This is a genomic window from Intestinimonas massiliensis (ex Afouda et al. 2020), from assembly GCF_900626285.1.
In the GTDB taxonomy this organism is placed as follows: Bacteria; Bacillota; Clostridia; order Oscillospirales; family Oscillospiraceae; genus Flavonifractor; species Flavonifractor massiliensis_A.
The window spans coordinates 488085-504583 of the sequence record NZ_LR131147.1 but is presented as its reverse complement, the minus strand read 5'-3'; the positions used below and the strand labels follow the sequence as shown (position 1 = coordinate 504583).

The 16499-nt window shown below is 46.4% G+C and carries 20 protein-coding genes and 1 pseudogene; 15 read left to right on the top strand and 6 right to left on the bottom strand.

All coding sequences use genetic code 11. The features are described 5' to 3' along the window. Positions 1-468 precede the first annotated feature (468 nt). The 9 genes from E0E41_RS02700 to E0E41_RS02660 are packed head-to-tail and all read left to right on the top strand — an operon-like array spanning position 469 to position 6161. On the top strand, positions 469-1815 hold the full coding sequence (locus tag E0E41_RS02700) for an AAA family ATPase (RefSeq protein WP_130868602.1): 1347 nt from the start codon (positions 469-471) through the stop codon (positions 1813-1815). Then, positions 1808-2215 carry a hypothetical protein gene (locus E0E41_RS02695; protein ID WP_130868601.1) on the top strand — a complete coding sequence of 136 codons (408 nt, stop codon included), beginning with the start codon at positions 1808-1810 and terminating at the stop codon, positions 2213-2215. The genes E0E41_RS02700 and E0E41_RS02695 overlap by 8 nt, the downstream gene beginning before the upstream one ends. 1 nt (position 2216) lies before the next feature. Further along, positions 2217-3419: a TniQ family protein gene (locus E0E41_RS02690; RefSeq protein ID WP_130868600.1), complete on the top strand. Its 1203-nt coding sequence runs from the start codon at positions 2217-2219 to the stop codon at positions 3417-3419. 1 nt (position 3420) lies between these two features. Next, entirely contained in the window at positions 3421-3780 is a 360-nt protein-coding gene (locus tag E0E41_RS02685) for a hypothetical protein (RefSeq protein WP_130868599.1), read from the top strand. A 27-nt stretch (positions 3781-3807) separates the two neighbouring features. Continuing rightward, a complete protein-coding gene (locus E0E41_RS02680) occupies positions 3808-4206 on the top strand; it encodes a hypothetical protein (RefSeq protein ID WP_130868598.1) in 399 nt (132 codons plus the stop codon). Continuing rightward, positions 4190-4486 carry a hypothetical protein gene (locus E0E41_RS02675; RefSeq protein ID WP_130868597.1) on the top strand — a complete coding sequence of 99 codons (297 nt, stop codon included), beginning with the start codon at positions 4190-4192 and terminating at the stop codon, positions 4484-4486. Before E0E41_RS02680 ends, E0E41_RS02675 begins: the two co-directional genes overlap by 17 nt. Positions 4487-4507: 21 nt before the next feature. Beyond that, positions 4508-5176: a recombinase family protein gene (locus tag E0E41_RS02670; RefSeq protein ID WP_130868596.1), complete on the top strand. Its 669-nt coding sequence runs from the start codon at positions 4508-4510 to the stop codon at positions 5174-5176. Then, on the top strand, positions 5173-5676 hold the full coding sequence (locus tag E0E41_RS02665) for a hypothetical protein (protein ID WP_130868595.1): 504 nt from the start codon (positions 5173-5175) through the stop codon (positions 5674-5676). The genes E0E41_RS02670 and E0E41_RS02665 overlap by 4 nt, the downstream gene beginning before the upstream one ends. Next, on the top strand, positions 5673-6161 hold the full coding sequence (locus E0E41_RS02660; RefSeq protein ID WP_130868594.1) for a hypothetical protein: 489 nt from the start codon (positions 5673-5675) through the stop codon (positions 6159-6161). The genes E0E41_RS02665 and E0E41_RS02660 overlap by 4 nt, the downstream gene beginning before the upstream one ends. Before the next feature lie 532 nt (positions 6162-6693). Here E0E41_RS02660 and E0E41_RS02655 read toward each other — a convergent pair. Continuing rightward, complete coding sequence (locus E0E41_RS02655) at positions 6694-7044, bottom strand: helix-turn-helix domain-containing protein (protein WP_130868593.1); 351 nt, start codon at positions 7042-7044, stop codon at positions 6694-6696. 150 nt (positions 7045-7194) lie between these two features. On the opposite strand from E0E41_RS02655, the gene E0E41_RS02650 reads away from it, so the two are divergent. Next, positions 7195-8379 carry an S-layer homology domain-containing protein gene (locus tag E0E41_RS02650; RefSeq protein WP_130868592.1) on the top strand — a complete coding sequence of 395 codons (1185 nt, stop codon included), beginning with the start codon at positions 7195-7197 and terminating at the stop codon, positions 8377-8379. A 168-nt stretch (positions 8380-8547) separates the two neighbouring features. On the opposite strand, the gene E0E41_RS02645 is transcribed toward E0E41_RS02650, so the two are convergent. The 5 genes from E0E41_RS02645 to E0E41_RS02625 all read right to left on the bottom strand — a co-directional run bounded on the left by E0E41_RS02645 (position 8548) and on the right by E0E41_RS02625 (position 12363). Next, complete coding sequence (locus tag E0E41_RS02645) at positions 8548-8895, bottom strand: DUF1064 domain-containing protein (protein ID WP_165450490.1); 348 nt, start codon at positions 8893-8895, stop codon at positions 8548-8550. Between the two features lie 17 nt (positions 8896-8912). Then, on the bottom strand, positions 8913-9167 hold the full coding sequence (locus E0E41_RS19230) for an RNA polymerase sigma factor (protein WP_130868590.1): 255 nt from the start codon (positions 9165-9167) through the stop codon (positions 8913-8915). Between the two features lie 90 nt (positions 9168-9257). Next, positions 9258-11123, bottom strand: a complete 1866-nt coding sequence (locus tag E0E41_RS02635; RefSeq protein WP_130868589.1) for a DNA primase family protein — start codon at positions 11121-11123, stop codon at positions 9258-9260. Between the two features lie 33 nt (positions 11124-11156). After that, the gene (locus tag E0E41_RS02630) at positions 11157-11453 is read right to left on the bottom strand and encodes a hypothetical protein (RefSeq protein WP_130868588.1); all 297 of its coding nucleotides are present in this window, start codon (positions 11451-11453) and stop codon (positions 11157-11159) included. After that, positions 11437-12363 carry a hypothetical protein gene (locus tag E0E41_RS02625; RefSeq protein WP_130868587.1) on the bottom strand — a complete coding sequence of 309 codons (927 nt, stop codon included), beginning with the start codon at positions 12361-12363 and terminating at the stop codon, positions 11437-11439. Before E0E41_RS02625 ends, E0E41_RS02630 begins: the two co-directional genes overlap by 17 nt. Before the next feature lie 525 nt (positions 12364-12888). On the opposite strand from E0E41_RS02625, the pseudogene E0E41_RS02620 reads away from it, so the two are divergent. The 5 genes and pseudogenes from E0E41_RS02620 (at position 12889) to E0E41_RS02600 (ending at position 16457) form a co-directional block, all read left to right on the top strand. Then, a pseudogene (locus tag E0E41_RS02620) lies at positions 12889-13081 on the top strand (helix-turn-helix domain-containing protein). Between the two features lie 8 nt (positions 13082-13089). Then, entirely contained in the window at positions 13090-13881 is a 792-nt protein-coding gene (locus E0E41_RS02615) for a hypothetical protein (protein ID WP_130868586.1), read from the top strand. 326 nt (positions 13882-14207) lie between these two features. Continuing rightward, positions 14208-15041, top strand: a complete 834-nt coding sequence (locus E0E41_RS02610; protein WP_242623662.1) for a toll/interleukin-1 receptor domain-containing protein — start codon at positions 14208-14210, stop codon at positions 15039-15041. Positions 15042-15481: 440 nt separating this feature from the next. Further along, the gene (locus E0E41_RS02605) at positions 15482-16051 is read left to right on the top strand and encodes a hypothetical protein (RefSeq protein WP_130868585.1); all 570 of its coding nucleotides are present in this window, start codon (positions 15482-15484) and stop codon (positions 16049-16051) included. A gap of 37 nt (positions 16052-16088) precedes the next feature. Next, on the top strand, positions 16089-16457 hold the full coding sequence (locus tag E0E41_RS02600; protein ID WP_130868584.1) for a TIR domain-containing protein: 369 nt from the start codon (positions 16089-16091) through the stop codon (positions 16455-16457). Positions 16458-16499: the final 42 nt, after the last annotated feature.

Below are 16499 nucleotides of genomic sequence, written 5' to 3'. Positions count from 1 at the left end.
ACCTGCAGTGAGAAAAACGTCTTGGGGGCTTTGGGTCAAGCCTGACGTTTTAAGCCAACACAAGAAAGTTGCAGGGTAGAAAGGTATGATCAAGGTAGATTTGGGGGATTAAGGATCTTGACGTAAATGCAACTTATGGGGCTAAAATCGTTTCATATACCATATATTTCTTTGCTTTTTACAATCTTTTTTCTGTATAGGGTAAAAAGGTAAGATTATATGGAAAGTAAATAGATATATGAACTCATAAATAAGAAATACTTTTTACTTAAGATTTTACCTTTGTGCCCTAATCCAAGACCAACCAAGGCAATGACTTTTTGTGTCGGCTTAAAAAGATAGGATTGAGCAGATTGTGCTCAATCTGCAAAAGTGTTTGAAAAAGTTTGAAGGAAAAAGTAATGCAAGAACTTTTGGAAATTGAGCACTTTTTGCTCAAGAACAAGAAGAAAGGAGAAACACACATCAATGGACAAATATCCCAAAGGTCAGGTGGTAGGTGCCGTCTATGATAGTGCCCCGGCGGGAAACCCGTTCCTGGCGGCTATGCCAGACTTGCTGCCGCCGGCCCACTTCCTGCAGCAAATTGGCAGCTCACCACCATTGCCGCAAGAGTTGCCGGTAATGACCCTGGAAGAGCGCCGGCGGTTGCTCCCGACGCTATCGTCCCTCTTTGTGCCCCTGGATTATATGTACGCCATCTACGACACCCTGTACCGGGCTATCGCAACCACCTACACTACCCGCACCATGATAGATGGTATCCGGCAGATCAACGCCATATTCGCCGGCCGTGAACTGCAAAGTTACGCTACACAAGCGGACAGCGGATCAATTTTAGGCGTTCCTGGTATCGGAAAAACATCTACCATCCGACGGTGCCTGTCGGTGATGCCGCAGACCATCGAACACACGGAGTACCAAGGACAGCCGTTTTATTGCAAACAGGTGCTCTATCTTCTTGCGGAATGTCCTTCGGACTGCTCCGTTAAAACCCTGGGATATAACATCATCACCGCCCTGGATCGAGCGATTGGATCAGGCTATATGGACTCACTCAGTGCACTGCGCTCGTCTTCGGCCAGCGCCATTGCCACCCAGGTCAAAATCCTATGCATGACCCATCATGTGGGGGTTATTATCGTCGATGAAATCCAAAACGCTGTGGTTACGGCCCGAAAAAATCGTCAGGTCAAGCCACTTATCAAATTTTTAGTCGAGCTCACCAACGACACATCTACCGCCGTATATTTTATCGGCACCCCATTAGCCGAGGAATTGTTCATCGCCCAGGAGCACCTCAAGCGCCGAACCCGTGGCATCCGCCTGCTTCCTCTCAGGCCGGACGGAACCTACCGTGAGTTCTTACGGTCCATCTGGCCTTACCAATACACACCACAGTCCGCTGCGCTAACGGACAAGCTGGCCAATAAGCTATACGATTTTTCTGGCGGTATCCCAGCGTATATCATCAAAATTTTTCAGGAAAGTCAAGCCCAGGCTCTGATCCTCGGCCGAAGCTCAACCGACGAAAAAATTATGCAGCGGGCAATCGACATCTTGGCAATCAAGGTACCTAAGACCTACTCTGGCGGCACTCATATTTCGGATTTTGAAATCGGAAAAGAACTGCCAGAGGTACCACCAGAGCCGCAGGAAGTGCCTCGCCAATTCGCCAACAAGCGGGGACGGCGTGCAACGCAGCGAGATGATGCAGACTTGCTGGTGGCTTTCCGGGGGAACCAAGGAATACAAGAGATGATCAAGTTTTTGGCTATGCATCAACTATTAGAAAGGATGAACAACAATGGATAAAGGCCCGAAGATCATTAACCTGGCCGAGACTAACATCTTTGCCACCGAAGAATCTCCTCTCATTTGGCTGCCTATATTTTTCAGCGCCGAAGCCTCGCTAAGTAGAGAAGATGGCTACTGTGCTCTGGTACAGCTCCGGCGGCCGGGCGGCGAAATTGAGACGCACAAGTACACCATTGTCTATCAGCGCTCCCAGCAGGATCAGCAGATCCAGTGCTACATTACTTTTGATCGGCAATTTCTCCCCGACGAAGACTCATTGATGCACGATCCTTCTGATGCCGGCATATTTTTGAGGGTCTACGATTCTCTGGATAAAGCCAAAGCTGGCGTGGAGACGGATATCCGGCACCTGTGCGGCGATCCGCAGGCTGATTATCAGGCAGTGCTGCCGTACTGATATGTTGCCGTATTTCCCAGTGCCATATCCGGGCGAGTGGTGGTACTCAGTGCTGTGTCGGTATCATGTGCGCAGTGGATACCCTAAATATGCTACAACCACTAGGGAGTTATATGGCGGGAAACCCATGGTGCATGGACGTTTGATGCCGGGAGGAGATTGTGCCAGAATCTTATCTCAACTTCCGCCTGGAATACTATCAATAGATGATGTGTTGGCCAACCACACATTGTTACCATTCTACCTTCGCTTCTATGACTCGGCGAAAAAGCAAAAAACTTTAGAATTGCTTCGTAGTGGAAAAGGAGCAGGAATCACCAATATTCACTCAAAGTTGCCGGGTGTTCAGGAAGGCCTAAAGTATTGTCCACAATGTTATTGCGATGATATGAATTGTTTTGGCGAACCATACTGGCACCGTGAACACCAAATCCCGTTGATGCCGATGTGTCCAAAGCATCACATAGTCCTTAACACCTATCCAGTTAAGTTTTCACGTCTTTCCGAAGTCTATGTTCCGCTCTCTTCAGTTCGTGTTTCGGAGGATGATCCGGAGCCAGCATTTCACTGGATGCATCCGTTGACAGATTTATTGATGGCTTTTTTGTCTTTACCAGTAGAAGCCGGAGCAACAGTCGGCTACAACAATCTCTATAGCATGTTATTGACCAAAGGTTATGGAGTAGATAAACTCAGCGACCATCAGGCCATTAGTGTGCAAAAAGTCCAACAAGCAACGCAGGAACTATATGGTGATAGTATTTACCAGCAATATTTTTCAAAGTTGTCACCAGCTATACTGTGCCGGCTTTCTCGCTGGGAGCTCACCTCTCCTGATCGATATGCATTACTGGCTGCCATGGTGGAAATGACAGCTAACACCTTATTGGGGGAAAGGCTACCGGAAAATGATACTCTGAAAGAGCGACTGCTCTACTATTCAGAAATAGGCACTGTATATCGAAAGAATGAATTAGCGCAGATGATGGGGGTCAGTCCAGCACAATTGGATCGTCTGGCCCACAAACATGGCATACAGCCATTCTGGCGAAAAGTGGGGAAGGAGCGCACTCGGTGCATTCGTTTATTACTAACAGAGTCAGAGTACGCAACGATCCAAGAATCAGTCAAGAGGAACGGAAATGGACAACTTGCAGTTTACTGCAGGCAGGTACTCTTAAATTCAATCGAAAAGGAGCACTAATATGGTATGCAAATCTATCCACGCACTGGCGGACGGCCTTAGTCTCCATGATGCCGCTTCTTTCTCTGGCCATGACTGGTCATTAATTGAAGCAGCTGTTGCTCAGGCAAGACAGGCTAAAATCGAAACTCCGGATGACATCATCCCCATGGTCACCCTGATTGGTACCATTTGGGATGGCTGGGATCGTATGCGACGGGCCGACCGGGATCTGGCACTATCCCTGGTTGGGTCCATCACCCCTGATCTGCAGGCGGCGCTTGGTGGCATAAGGGCATCGCTTGAGTCTCGTATCGATCAAGTGCCCGACTGGATTGCAAATACAGATATGTACGATGGCGACGATGACTTGCCAATCTAAGGGTAGCGAGAAGAAAGAGAGGTAAATGTGAACAAGTACAAGAAAGTTATCGATCAGATAAGGGAAAAAGGTAATGGCGACAAAAAAGCCAAAGAGAAAGAGGCCGATGCCATCGCTGAGGTGCTGTGCCTCTCCGTCGACGAGTCCCCACACATGATTGCCATGGAAGATGGGGCAGCCATGCTGGCCGCTCTGTACACGTTGTGCCTGGATGATGGGATCAATACGATTGGGGCTTATCTTGAAATCAGGGGGAGACTCGATAATCTGCTGGATGATATGTATGACAAGATGCGGGAGATATACCCGGTACCCGCTCGAACTGCATCGAAGGATAAGTCTGAGCTAGATGTGATTGAGGCGATGGAGAGACTGCGAGCCATCTCGACCAAAGAACGGAGAGACCATAATGACCTGGATGGATAGCTATTATCGAGTCCATGCCCTCACGCTCAGTTGGGTACGCAGCGATGACGATATGGCTGATTGGGTGGACGAGGTTATTGGGCCATTGGACGAGCACCTCAATCTTGGGCCCATGCTGTGGGTAATTTCAGCACTCATGGCCCTTACATCTGCTTCTTCGCCTCTGGGTGTCAGCCCTTGTATCTATCAATGGGCGTGCCGGGCGATAGGAGCTAAGATTCACAAGGCAATCGAGATGCAGCTCAAGAAAACAACGCCTCCACAAAGTACAAGGTTATAACATGGCAGGTGAATCTGAGACATGGAGAAGCACTTTGAAAATCGAGCCAAATCAACATCAGAGGATAAGGAACCTCTTGAAACCATACATGGCTACGCCCGCTGCTCGACAACTGATTCCAAGCAGGACATTGATCGCCAAGTGCGGGAGCTCCGGGCAGCCGGTGCAGAACGAATCTGGATGGAGTATGAGCATGGCGACGCTGAGACAAAAGATCAGCAGGGAGCCATGCTGGAAGCCGCAAAGCCGGGCGATACCATTGTTGTCTCAGAAGTCTCCCGCCGCGCTCGATCAGTCCGTCAGTTGTGCACCGTCATCGATTGCATCCGGGACAAACATCTGTGCTTGATCATCTTAGGTTCTATCACCATGGACTGCCGGATGGATACACCTGATCCTATGACGGAGGCGTTCCTTCAGATTGCGGGCGTTTTTTCCCAATTGGAGCTCTCTATGATCCGGCAACGGGTGCGGAGTGGCATGGTCAATGCCAGGGCCAAGGGCAAGCAGATTGGCCGACCAGCAACCACATTTGACCGGATTCCTGATCAATTTCTACGCTACTATACGCTATTTCAGGGCGGTCACCTCTCTCTCACCGAATTGGCTCGGTTGGCCAGCGTCAGCCGTCCCACAGCCTATAAGTACATTCATCTCATTAATGATCAGCAAAGGAGGCAAGAGAAATGATTGAGACCTATCGGGCCCATCTGATCCCGCCTGCAGCTCTCCGCACCACCCTTTACCGGGGGGAACAAGGGGAACGAGAAGAGATTCAGATTCATGATTTGGAATTTAAAAGCCATAAAATATATGATATCCGCTCCATTGTCCTTGGAGCTAACATCTCCATCGATTCTTGTGACCTTGATACTCTTTGGGCTACCACGGAGGATGACGCTTATATTCGGGCATACCACATTTCAAAAATTGAGGGCTTGTCCGCTGAAATCGGCCCTGTCCCCATTCCTCCGCTGGTTCCTCCGGCCACCAGCTTAATGGGCTGTGTGATCGTAGATACCATTGCTGGCCGGTATCGTTATGTGGTGGACCGCTGGTATAAGGATATCTTTGCGGCCACCGAGGACTCGACTCGCAACGATCCGCCGGATATCGTAGCGGCGCTGCACCTGCACTGGGTCACCCAAGCTATGGCCCTGGAAGCAATCAGAGGGGGCGAGCCCATATGACTGAGCGAGATATCATCTATCGTATCCTTCCGCCGGCGATAATCCTGACGACGGTGGAGCGGCAACCTGAGGAGTACCCCTATCCCCCGGAGGTCTATATTCGGGAGGTTGAGCGCCGAGAGCTTATAGATACCGAGATTAATTATGACGAATTGAACATTACAATCGGAAGCTGCACAGTGGAGATCGTACATGGTGAGACTGAGTATGGTCAATGCTTCAGAGCGTTTCGGATCATCGCCATTAATGACATGCGAGCAATGGAATACGCCGACAACTGTTACCCAATCTTTCTAATTCCGGATAACACTATCCGGGGGACATTGACAGTAGACGATGGGCAGTCCTGGTGGCGGTATGTGATCGATAAATGGTACGAGGATGATAAGACTCGGGATCATGATATTGAGTACAATGATCCTCCGGACCTGGTACCGGCTCTAGCCCTGCTCTTCCGCCCCCATGTTCGAGACCTGGATATGTGACGATGTGCATTTTTTCATCTGCATGTCTTGGGGAAAAGAAAAGGGGAATGATTGGGGGGTAAAGTCGACCGTGTCTTGTACGTTTGATGTATGTTTTTTGTCCACCTCTATACAATATTCAGAATATAAAATTCGAGACAAAAAAGACGGATAGCCCGAAATTGTGAGAGAATAAGACACGGAGTTGAGATGGGGGGTGGTGATCCCGTTGATGTTATTGAGTAATACCAAGGGGGTATAACACAGCATATAACAAAAGATATAACGAAAGGTCAAACGGAGCATAAAACATCAGGTAAAACCAAAGATATAACACAGCATAAAACAATGGACCAAACATGGGCGCAAAAAAATCCCCCGGGCGACTTTCTCGCTCCGGGGGTTCAACAGGGGGATCACAAAAAGGAGATAGGATAGATATCCTCAACTATGGCTATCTTATCATATGCAGATTTTTTCAGGGTCCCAACTATTTTTGCCCAATCATATGATTCCTTGCCACCATCATTTGCTGTGTCGGCTTTGGTTAGTCTTAGTCTTTCACTAAATCCCTTGCCGCCTCGATGATCTCCATCTGCTTGGCCAGCATATCGTCTACCAGCTTCTTCAGCTCGGGCGGTAACTGGTCCACCCGGGCGGCCATGCTGACAGAATCCAGCCGGCCAAATAGCAGATAATCAGCCGAGCACCCAAAAATCTCGCAGAGCTGGATTAGTCCGGGGACAGACAGGCCGGAGCGTCCCCGCTCGATGTCCGTGATATACCACACCGACATATCCATCATCTCAGCCAGCTGCTCCCGGGTTAGCCCCATGCGGGTACGCTCCTGCTGCACTCGGATGCCAATGGCAGTAGACTCGCTGGTTGGTGTTGATCTTGGCATGGTGTAATCCCCCCTGATAATATGTACCTGGTACTATTATCCCGGGGTTACTTTTTATTTAACATGGGGGCTAACCACAAATTAATATGTACTAAAGAACTGTCATGTGGTATACTGTAGCCACATTAATCCACCGGAGGAGGAAAGAAAATGAAGAAACTGCTATCGCTTATCTTATCTCTATCACTAACACTATCCCTGTCTATCTCAGCCTTTGCCGCTGGCCCCTCTTTTCTTGATGTCCCTGTGAGCCACTGGGCCTATCAGTATGTGGAGCGTGCAGCAGACGAAGGCTGGGTGGCCGGCATTGGCAACGGGAAGTTCAATCCCAACGGAGATGTAACGGGGGCCGAGTGGTACACGATGGTGGCCCGTGCATTCTACGGCGATCAGATTCCTGACAAGGCGGATGCTGGCAAGTGGTATAGCAACAAGTGGTATGCAACCTATATGCAGGTGGGTGTGGACAACATGTTCGATGCCTACTTTGCAGCTGATATTGACGCAGCTGTTGCCGAACGTCCTATGACCCGTACCGAGATGGCCTGTGTTGTGACTGAGGTCATGGATCAGATGGGTGTTGAGGTTCCGCAGGATACGTTCTATGCGGTTGCCGATACCATTCCGGACCTGGATAAGATCCCTGTTACGTCCAGTGCCTATACTGCGGTTGTGCGCTGCTACGCTATGGGCATTATCGGTGGAGTGGACAAGGCTGGTACGTTCAACGGCGATGGCCTGATGAACCGTGCCCAGGCCGCTGTGGTACTTGGCCGTATGGCTGACCTGGTTGACAACGGTGGTAAGATCCCCGATGCGCCCGAGCAGCCTACTGAGACCACTAAGCCTACCGAGCCTGAGCAGCCTAGTGAGCCCACTAAGCCCGCTACTCCCTCTGATGTGCCTACCGAGCAGGAAGTGTACAATGCCATTATTGCTCTCAAAGCTCAGTATCCCGATGGTACGCCCTGGGGAGACGATAAGCTGTATCAGATTTGGACTCCTCTCTCTACCGGAGAGCTGTATCCTATCAACAGCCGTGGATGTACCGCCTTTGTGCAGATGTGTCAGGATGCTGCATTCGGAGATGGAGGCACTGGCAAGTTTGCAAAGGTTACGCACTACGATTCCTTTGACAGCATCCGAGTTGGAGACAAGGTCGGCTATGACACCGATTACGGCACCGCTCATGCCGTTGTGGTCTTGGAAAAGAAGCCCAATTCCATCATCGTGGCCGAGGGTAATAACGCTGGCAAAGTCCTCTGGGGTCGAGAAATCACCAGAGACTTCTTGGAGTCGCACAATGTCCGCTTGAGCACTCGCTATCCCGCCTAAACTCTAAACGCAACCGACCGTCGAGACTTGTTCTCGGCGGTCTTTTTTTATGCCATAAATTTGTTCACTTCGACGAACTTCAAAAAAGCCAACAAAAAGAACTGCGCTGCTGGAATATTTTCAGCTCCTTGCGCTGAGCAAAAAGAGCAGTAACTGAGCCATCTCCTGTTACTGCGCCACATTTTTGGCCGTAATCTCTACGACATCAACCTCAAAACGATCCCGGACCAGTTTGCGTTTAATGGCGTACGCCTCGGTCCGTACTCCTTTGGTGTCCTCCACGATTCTCTTCCCATCTTCATTAATGTATGAAAAATCTGCGATGTATTGTACGGGGCGGATGTAGGTGCCGGAGAGATCCTTATATCCCTCCATGATGGTGTAGTGGGGCTGGAGTCGCAAATCACTGATCGTGCCGGCTTCCAGGCGGGATTTAAGTACGGTATAACGACGGGCCTCTAAAATGGAGTCAAATGTGATCCCATCGACTGTTTTCTTGGTGTTGTTGTACTTCATGGGATCTAAGATTCCTTTCATGATGGATTTGATTTAGTGATTTCTTTGAGTGCTCGACTAATGATGTTGCGCACACCGGATGCACTATATCCTGTTTCCCCAGCGATCTCTCGGACAGTGAGACAATGGATGTAGCGCAGCTCCATGATCAGCTGGGCAGTAGGCTTGTCCAGCTGGAGAATGGCCCGATAGATGGCAGATCCGAGAGGGGCCAGAGCCTCGTCCTGTTGATGCAGTTCAGCTTCCAGCAGGGGACGGGGCTGCCGGCCCATCTGGATGGCCTGGGCAAACGCCAGGTGCGACGCTTGGCCAGGCGGTAGGTTTCGATATCGTTGCGAGTCATATATGCATCACCTTGCGGCTTAAGCGCAGCTGTGAATGGTGTATTGTGCCATGGCCTCACGGGACTCAACCATAGCTCTCCCATCGACGATTGGTTGTCCGCTTAAGGTTTCCAGGACCCCGATGCAGGCAGGTGCAGTGATTTTACAATCTGGATTTGCAGCCCTAAAACCCCGCATAATATCTGCCACAGGAGTGCCAGTACTACTGGGACCAAAGCCGCAGAAACAGTAGCGTTGGAATGCGGCGATGGTGTCCTGTGTGTCCACATTATAATTTGCAGATACGACAGACTCTTCTCCAATGCGAAGGGGGCGCAGGCCGTAGTAACACATCGTGCCCCCATTGGTCTTGCGGACGGGGAGCATATCTTTCGGCAGATCCAGCAGTTCAGCGAGTTTGTGTTTGATTTCAGGATTAATATTTTTTGCGCTCCGGGGGGAGTCTCCATTTTCCAGGCTCCAGGTGCGGTACCGTTGATACAGTTCCGGCATGGGGACTACGTCCGAGCGGTTGGTAGTGATTTGATAGTTTTCTTCGATAAAACGGTGAATAATATCTGAGTCGTGGGCGTACTCGTTGATCACCTGCTGCATCCGTGCCGGTAAAGTCCACTGACAGCTATTAGGTGTAATATCACAGTACATTTCCCAGCCCTTCAGGATCCAGTTAAGAATTCCAGAGGACTCTGCCCGTAATTTTTCAAAAAGACAAGTGTCGATTTGATTTTCAGAAAATGAAACATTAAAGGGAAAAAGAATTACGGATTTGCGATGAAAAACAGACATATCACGCAGTGCCAGCTCATAGTTTGTATCGATGATAAGTGTGGCACCGGGCTGGATGTCAAATCCCTCCTGATACAAGCGGCGCACATGGATCGATCCGTTGCCGGTAAAGGATTTCAAAACCTGCTCGTTCAACTGCAAATTTTGGCGTGGCTCGGGCAGTGAAACCATGCGTGCACCCTGCGTCTTTGCCAGCTGCTCCAGCTCGTTGATCTGGTTGTTGTTACCTTTGGCAATTACGGATTCCGAAACCGAAACAGCATAATCTCCCAGGAGATCTTTCAGAGCCTCAACAAGCGTCGACTTGCCGTTATTGGTCGATACGCCGAGAAAAATGCCAAATGCCTTTTGCTCGTTACGGCCATACATCATCTGCCCCAAAAAAATCTGCAGGAAAGTGATAAGCTCGGTATCACCATTCATAACTTCGCCCACGAACTGCTCCCATCTTGGACATTTTGCGTCAGGATCATAGGTCACAGACATCCGCTTGGTTGTCATATCATCGGGGCGGAAAGAGCGAAAAGCGAATGTGCCGTTTGCCCGGTCCAGCTGGATTACACCGTTATGAGCGGCCACAATGTCAATCTTAGCGTCCATTTCAATCGCATCAAATGGATAGTATTTTGCGGCGTGTCGCAATATATTGTCACACGCATTAATACTGGTGCATTTCAAAAATTTACCGAACGCTTTGCGATAATCATCGTTGTCAATCAGACTGTATGCATAGGCCAAATTGCGGATAAAGCTCTGGTATATATCTAATATTTTGCTGTTTTTGTCCGCAATCCAGCCTTTACAGCGATCAAAGATATACCATCGCTTCTGCTCCGTACAATAACGCACACGATTTTTGTGTTCGTCGGCAAACATTTTTGCCAGTCCAATTTCATTCAGACCATATTTTGGATCAAATGGTGATGTGGTAAAGCCAAAAGGAATGATTCCAGTTTTTTCGAATGGAATCCCAAACGCCTCCATGGTATCGGGCTCGTCGCCGTATCCGTGTACCTTGTACTGTGTCAGCCACTCGTTTCGCTTCTGTGCGGTGCTGCATTCATTGATGATCTCTTCTGAAATTTTTGCCTTAGCCATAGTGCTACTCCTTTCTCATAGATTCTTTGTTCTCTACAGATTAATCTGCTTGATCGCCGAAGTGATTGCTTGATACACATACCCCCGACCACGGCCCAGCTGCTCGGCGATGGCCTCCACGGTCATCCCGTCCAACTTACCCTGCAGGGCTGCCCGTTCCAGGGTGGTCATGTTGGGGCTGGCGGATCTAATGCTTTCTTCAACCCGGACCATCTGATCAGAGGTAAGCATAGCCACGGCATCTGTGGTAGATGCCCGAGCACGCTGCATGATGTACAGATCGAGCAGGGCCTTCTTTTCATTGATGTTCATGTTAAGCGCTCCTTTCATTGAGAATTTCCCAAATTTTTTCACATTGACAACTTTTATCGATAAACACAAAATCAGTATGCGGGTACATCTGCTGGTAAGCAGCCACATGCCGGTACATGGCATTGCCGTCCACTTGGCCGACACCAGGGATAGTACCGTGCCAGGTAGCCAGATCATCGATGCACTGCACTTGATCCTCGGGTGTCGTCCCAACCACATAGATCAGACGTTTACTCATTGCTCCTGCAATTGCCGCCGCTGTATGGTAGGAGGCCATGTTGGCGGAGGCCGCAAAGTTGTTATATAATTCGTTGATGTCCTGCTTCCGATCGACAACGGCTCCTGAGGAAGGGGTGGTATAGTCGCCAGATGGAAAAGACACCGGTAAGACAGCGATATTATGCTCGGCACACCAATCCACCATGGGAGACTGTCGTTCCTGCTTATCAACCATGAGCACAGGCAAGCCAGAGCGATACGCAATCATAGCTGCCTGGATCGTATCAGCAGAGCCAGATGACCATCGCTCGGTTCCTGCCCGGATATCATCAGGGTGGATGTAGGTGGTAGTAACTGGATAAGTACGGCAGATACGGTAGTTATGCTGATTCGGATTGCCGGACTGACGATCATCATATCGCATATCGATTACTACCTGCTTGCCAGCTAAGTCATTGACAGATCCGGCACCAGCAGCATGGCATAGGCACTCCAGCACCTGGCGGCCACGGGCGATGTCGATGCGCTGCTGCAGCGGATGGTAGCCTGTAGTGAGATAGGTGATCGTAGCCCATCCGGCATGATCGCCAGTTGCAATGTCGTATGTGATGTAGATGCCCCTATCGTCACAATATGTTGTCATGATAGTAGCCACATAACGGCCAGGGAGCGGGGCTGGCGGATTATAAGACAAAGGGTTATTGCCCATATTGTTGGCTCCTTTCTTTTTTTTGATATATTATTATATGCAAAGTATAAAAAAATTATTTGAATATATTTTGGGAAGATTGATAATTTTTCAGTTTCTTCTAATACTTGCATATTATTATATGCACACACCAGAAAAACTATCACGAAATTTATGGGGCTTTGAGCTTTGTAAACAAAAGGGTAGTGTGCGTATCATTTACAGATTTACCCTTCTGATGGAGCATTTGGGGGTTAGTTGCAACCGCCAATCATATGGCAACGATAACAACTGTTTTCTTTTACACTTATATAATAAGAAAGGAGAGTGCCGCACACGGCACTCTCCTTCTGCTTACTTTACCTTATCGTAATATATTGCTCTTTCAAAACCGGCAAACAGAAACACAACATCAACTTTGGAATGCAGCTTTTTGTCGACTTCAAAATAAATGTACCAACATCACACACAGATTCACATTGTCGGACCTCCCATATTTCGGTATAATGGTATAATAAGCTGTGGAAGCTACTGATTGACAAGGAAATGAAAAACAGAGCTTTGTGGGGCGGCCAAAATTAGTTCTGGAACTTTGGCTAAACTCGGTAAAAACGAAAGTGTGACAACGGATATCCTAGTTCGGATTTGTCATGCGTTAAACTACGACAATGGCGATATCGTTGAAGTGATTCCTGGAAATTCAGATGAAGTGGATATCCATAAACAAGAGTGTAGGTGAATAAGTAAGTGTGGATCAATAATGCAAACAGAAGACTAAATAGTTTTTCACAGAAATACGGCGGATTGTTTATGGTCATAGGTTTAGTTCTTTCAATTGGTGCACTCTGCTATTCTGTATATGTTGCAAATCAGCCCGTGAAAATCCCCCCAAAAGAGCTTACATGCACACTAAACTCCGGCTTTCCACTTGTTTTGCAAGTTACAGAAGATGAGGATTTTCAAATGCTGTTTAAAGGTAAAGAAGTGGAAGAACCTTGGATTTACAATATTACCATAGAAAATACAGGGGAACAACCGATTCAAAACGAAGATTTCACAAAGCCTCTGACCATAGATTTTGAAGAATCAACCAGCGTCATAAAAGCCACTATTATTGAAGCTTCTAATCGTGATTTATGGGGTGAATTTCTAGAAAAAACCAGTATTGATGGTACAGTTTTGAGTATAGAAGATATTCTCCTGAATCCAGGAGAATCAATTACCTTTAATGTCTTTACTGAGGGAGCAGCAGGTAATATCAATTACAGTCAACGAACTGTTGGGTTATCAAAATTAATACTAAAAAATGTTGTTAAAGAGAGTAATGACAAGTTGGTATCTCTAAAAAAGTGGACAACCATAGGAGCAATTGTACTTACTGTGATTCTGATTGTTCTTATTATCTGTTTAGTAAGAACAATGGTCCTATCCCATAAATTCCAATTAGAATTTGATAAAAAGCTTCAGAAATATTACGAGACGATAAAGCCTTTAGCTTCGGAGGAAATGCAAAATGAGTCTGAGTGCCAATGTAAGTGAAAAATGGATGATTGCAGATAAATTTACTGGTGTGTATAAGCCAATGAATACAGAAAGGTAATCCTAACCCCCCACAGCGACTCGCTGGTTCGACTGTATCCTGCCCGACACCAAAGATATAGTGCTGAAGAAGTTCGAAACTGTGAAAAATCTCTCCGTGCGGGATTTGTCGCTGGGAAAAGCGTCCAGAACGGAGTTTTATAACACTAATAAGTATAATGCTATTGAGACTTCAATATCGTGTAGACAAAAATTGTGGAATGCCTGAGCACCCACAAAAACACCCTCATTTATGGGGACCCAACCGGAAAAAAGAGGTGTAATATATGGCAAAAAGTGCTTTTGAGAAAGCAATAGAAAAACAACAACGGGAAGCAAAAAAATTGGCCGATCAAGAGGCTCGACGGCAGCGAGCCAATGCAATTGTTAATGGACAACCCATCGTTGATGGAGTGAGAATTATGGATCCATCGGCTGAAGAAATTTTTGGTATTATGCTGTCCCTTTATGACGGAAATGAGAATAGAGATATTTCTGGAGACTATCAAGTATTCCCTACGGCTTATCATTCTTCTATCGCATTAGAGTTTGAAAAATTAAATATGTATGGGGTAATTTCATCCTCTCATACCTATCTTGGCGGATGGAGCGCAACTATTTCTCCACAAGGTTTAACTTATTTTGCAAGAAAGGAGAATGCTCAAATGTCAGCTCAAACTAAAGAGGTAATAACAAAAAAAGAATATGATGTTTTTATTTCTCACGCATGTAAAGATAAATCTGATTATGTAGATTCACTATATATGACTATACGAAAATTAGGCGTTCATATTTTTTATGATACTGAGATTCTGTCATGGGGTGATAATTGGAAGCAGGTTATTCTTGATGGAACAAATTCGTCGGAATTTGCAATTATTGTAATATCTGAAAACTTCTTCGGCAGAGAATGGACGGAAAGGGAGCTACAAGAGTTCCTTACACGGCAAAACACTAGTGGGCAAAAAATTGTTCTTCCACTTTTACATAATATAACTTTGGAGCGATTGAAAGAGGAATACCCATCATTGGGAGATATCCAGGTTATAGATAGTAATCGCTATTCAAAAGAAGAAATTGCAATATTGTTTGCGAAGGAATTGATTAAACGGCTTAGATAGCAAGTTCAGAAGTGATAAAATACCCGACTCTGGCGTAAAACTCTTTGAGCAGGATATTGAGGCGTATTGCATTACCCCATGGCGGTTATTAGAATGGAAAAACATTGCCTTCAATTGGGGAAGGGCGCTGGATACTGGTATATTTCTCGCTTTCATTCACACTAGCTAGCCCAAATAGTTTGATAAGGAAATTCACAAGTTCAACGTGTACGCAAAATTCTTTATACTATGCTGCCCAGAACAATGGCATAGCTACACTCAGAACAATGCCCTCACAATCTCATTGCTGATCATTGAAAAGGACTTTCCCAATAAGGTTGATGTCCGGTATGAGCAGAATGAGGTGCCTTTCGTAAACCTGCTCTCCAATCCAAATACGATGCGGTAGGTGATGGAGATAGTAGGTGTGTGCTATATGGGAAGCCCAGGAGGAAACTGATATGGATGTAGTGGAAATTCCGGGAAATACAGATGAAGCATATGCTGGTGAGAACAATCAAGACTGTCACAATGAGAGTCAGGCACCTAATACAGGAGATGCACAAACATGTAGCGTTAATGATGCCTTTACAATCGAAGATTCATTAAATCTTAAGCAAATTGATCAACTACATAATGCCACACTGAATTTTAGCAATAATAGTTTGGAAACCAAAAAGTTATGTGTAACAGCTGAAATTGCTTCGATAACATTGCTAATAGGTTTACATGAAAACGATAAGATTACCAATTTATTTCTGTTACTAGGAATCTCCAGTTTGATAATTGCATTGCTCTTTTATATCATTGACGTTTGCTTTTACTATTATCAAGATAAATTGAGAGATACAATGGTTACAGAAGAAAATAAGATACGATATCGTCATAGGCTTCCTGCGCAAGAATTCAATAGACGAACGATAGTAGGAAATAAGATATTTGATAGAATCTTCCGTTCTCTGTTAAATGGTTCGCAAATAATGTATTGGATTTTAATGCTTGTTTCGGTAGTGATTCTAATTGTTTTTTAGTCAAAATAACTTTGTGAGAGTTTTGGATGGTGATCACTTGAGGCAACGTGTTTTTATTAGCTATACAATGCGGGATAACGAACTTACTTTAGAAATTTTAGCACGACTTAAGAAAACGCTGCAAAGATTAGAAGTTGATACTTTTATTGATCTTATTGATAATAGAATCAGTCAAAAACACCAGAAAAAGTTATATAAGTGGTTAATTAGTGCGGACTATCTGTATCTTATAGAAACAACAGGAACCTATCACTCACCATGGGTAAAAAAAGAATTGGATATTGCCAATAGGCTCAACATTCCTATTATTAAAATTCCACTTTCTGATATTGAACATTTTATAGTACCCTCAATAGCTACGTCCAAAATCAAAGATACATATGAACACACTGTTGCTGTTAGCTAAGGTATTGCCATCTGGTATAAGTATAATAAAGGCTTCTTTGTA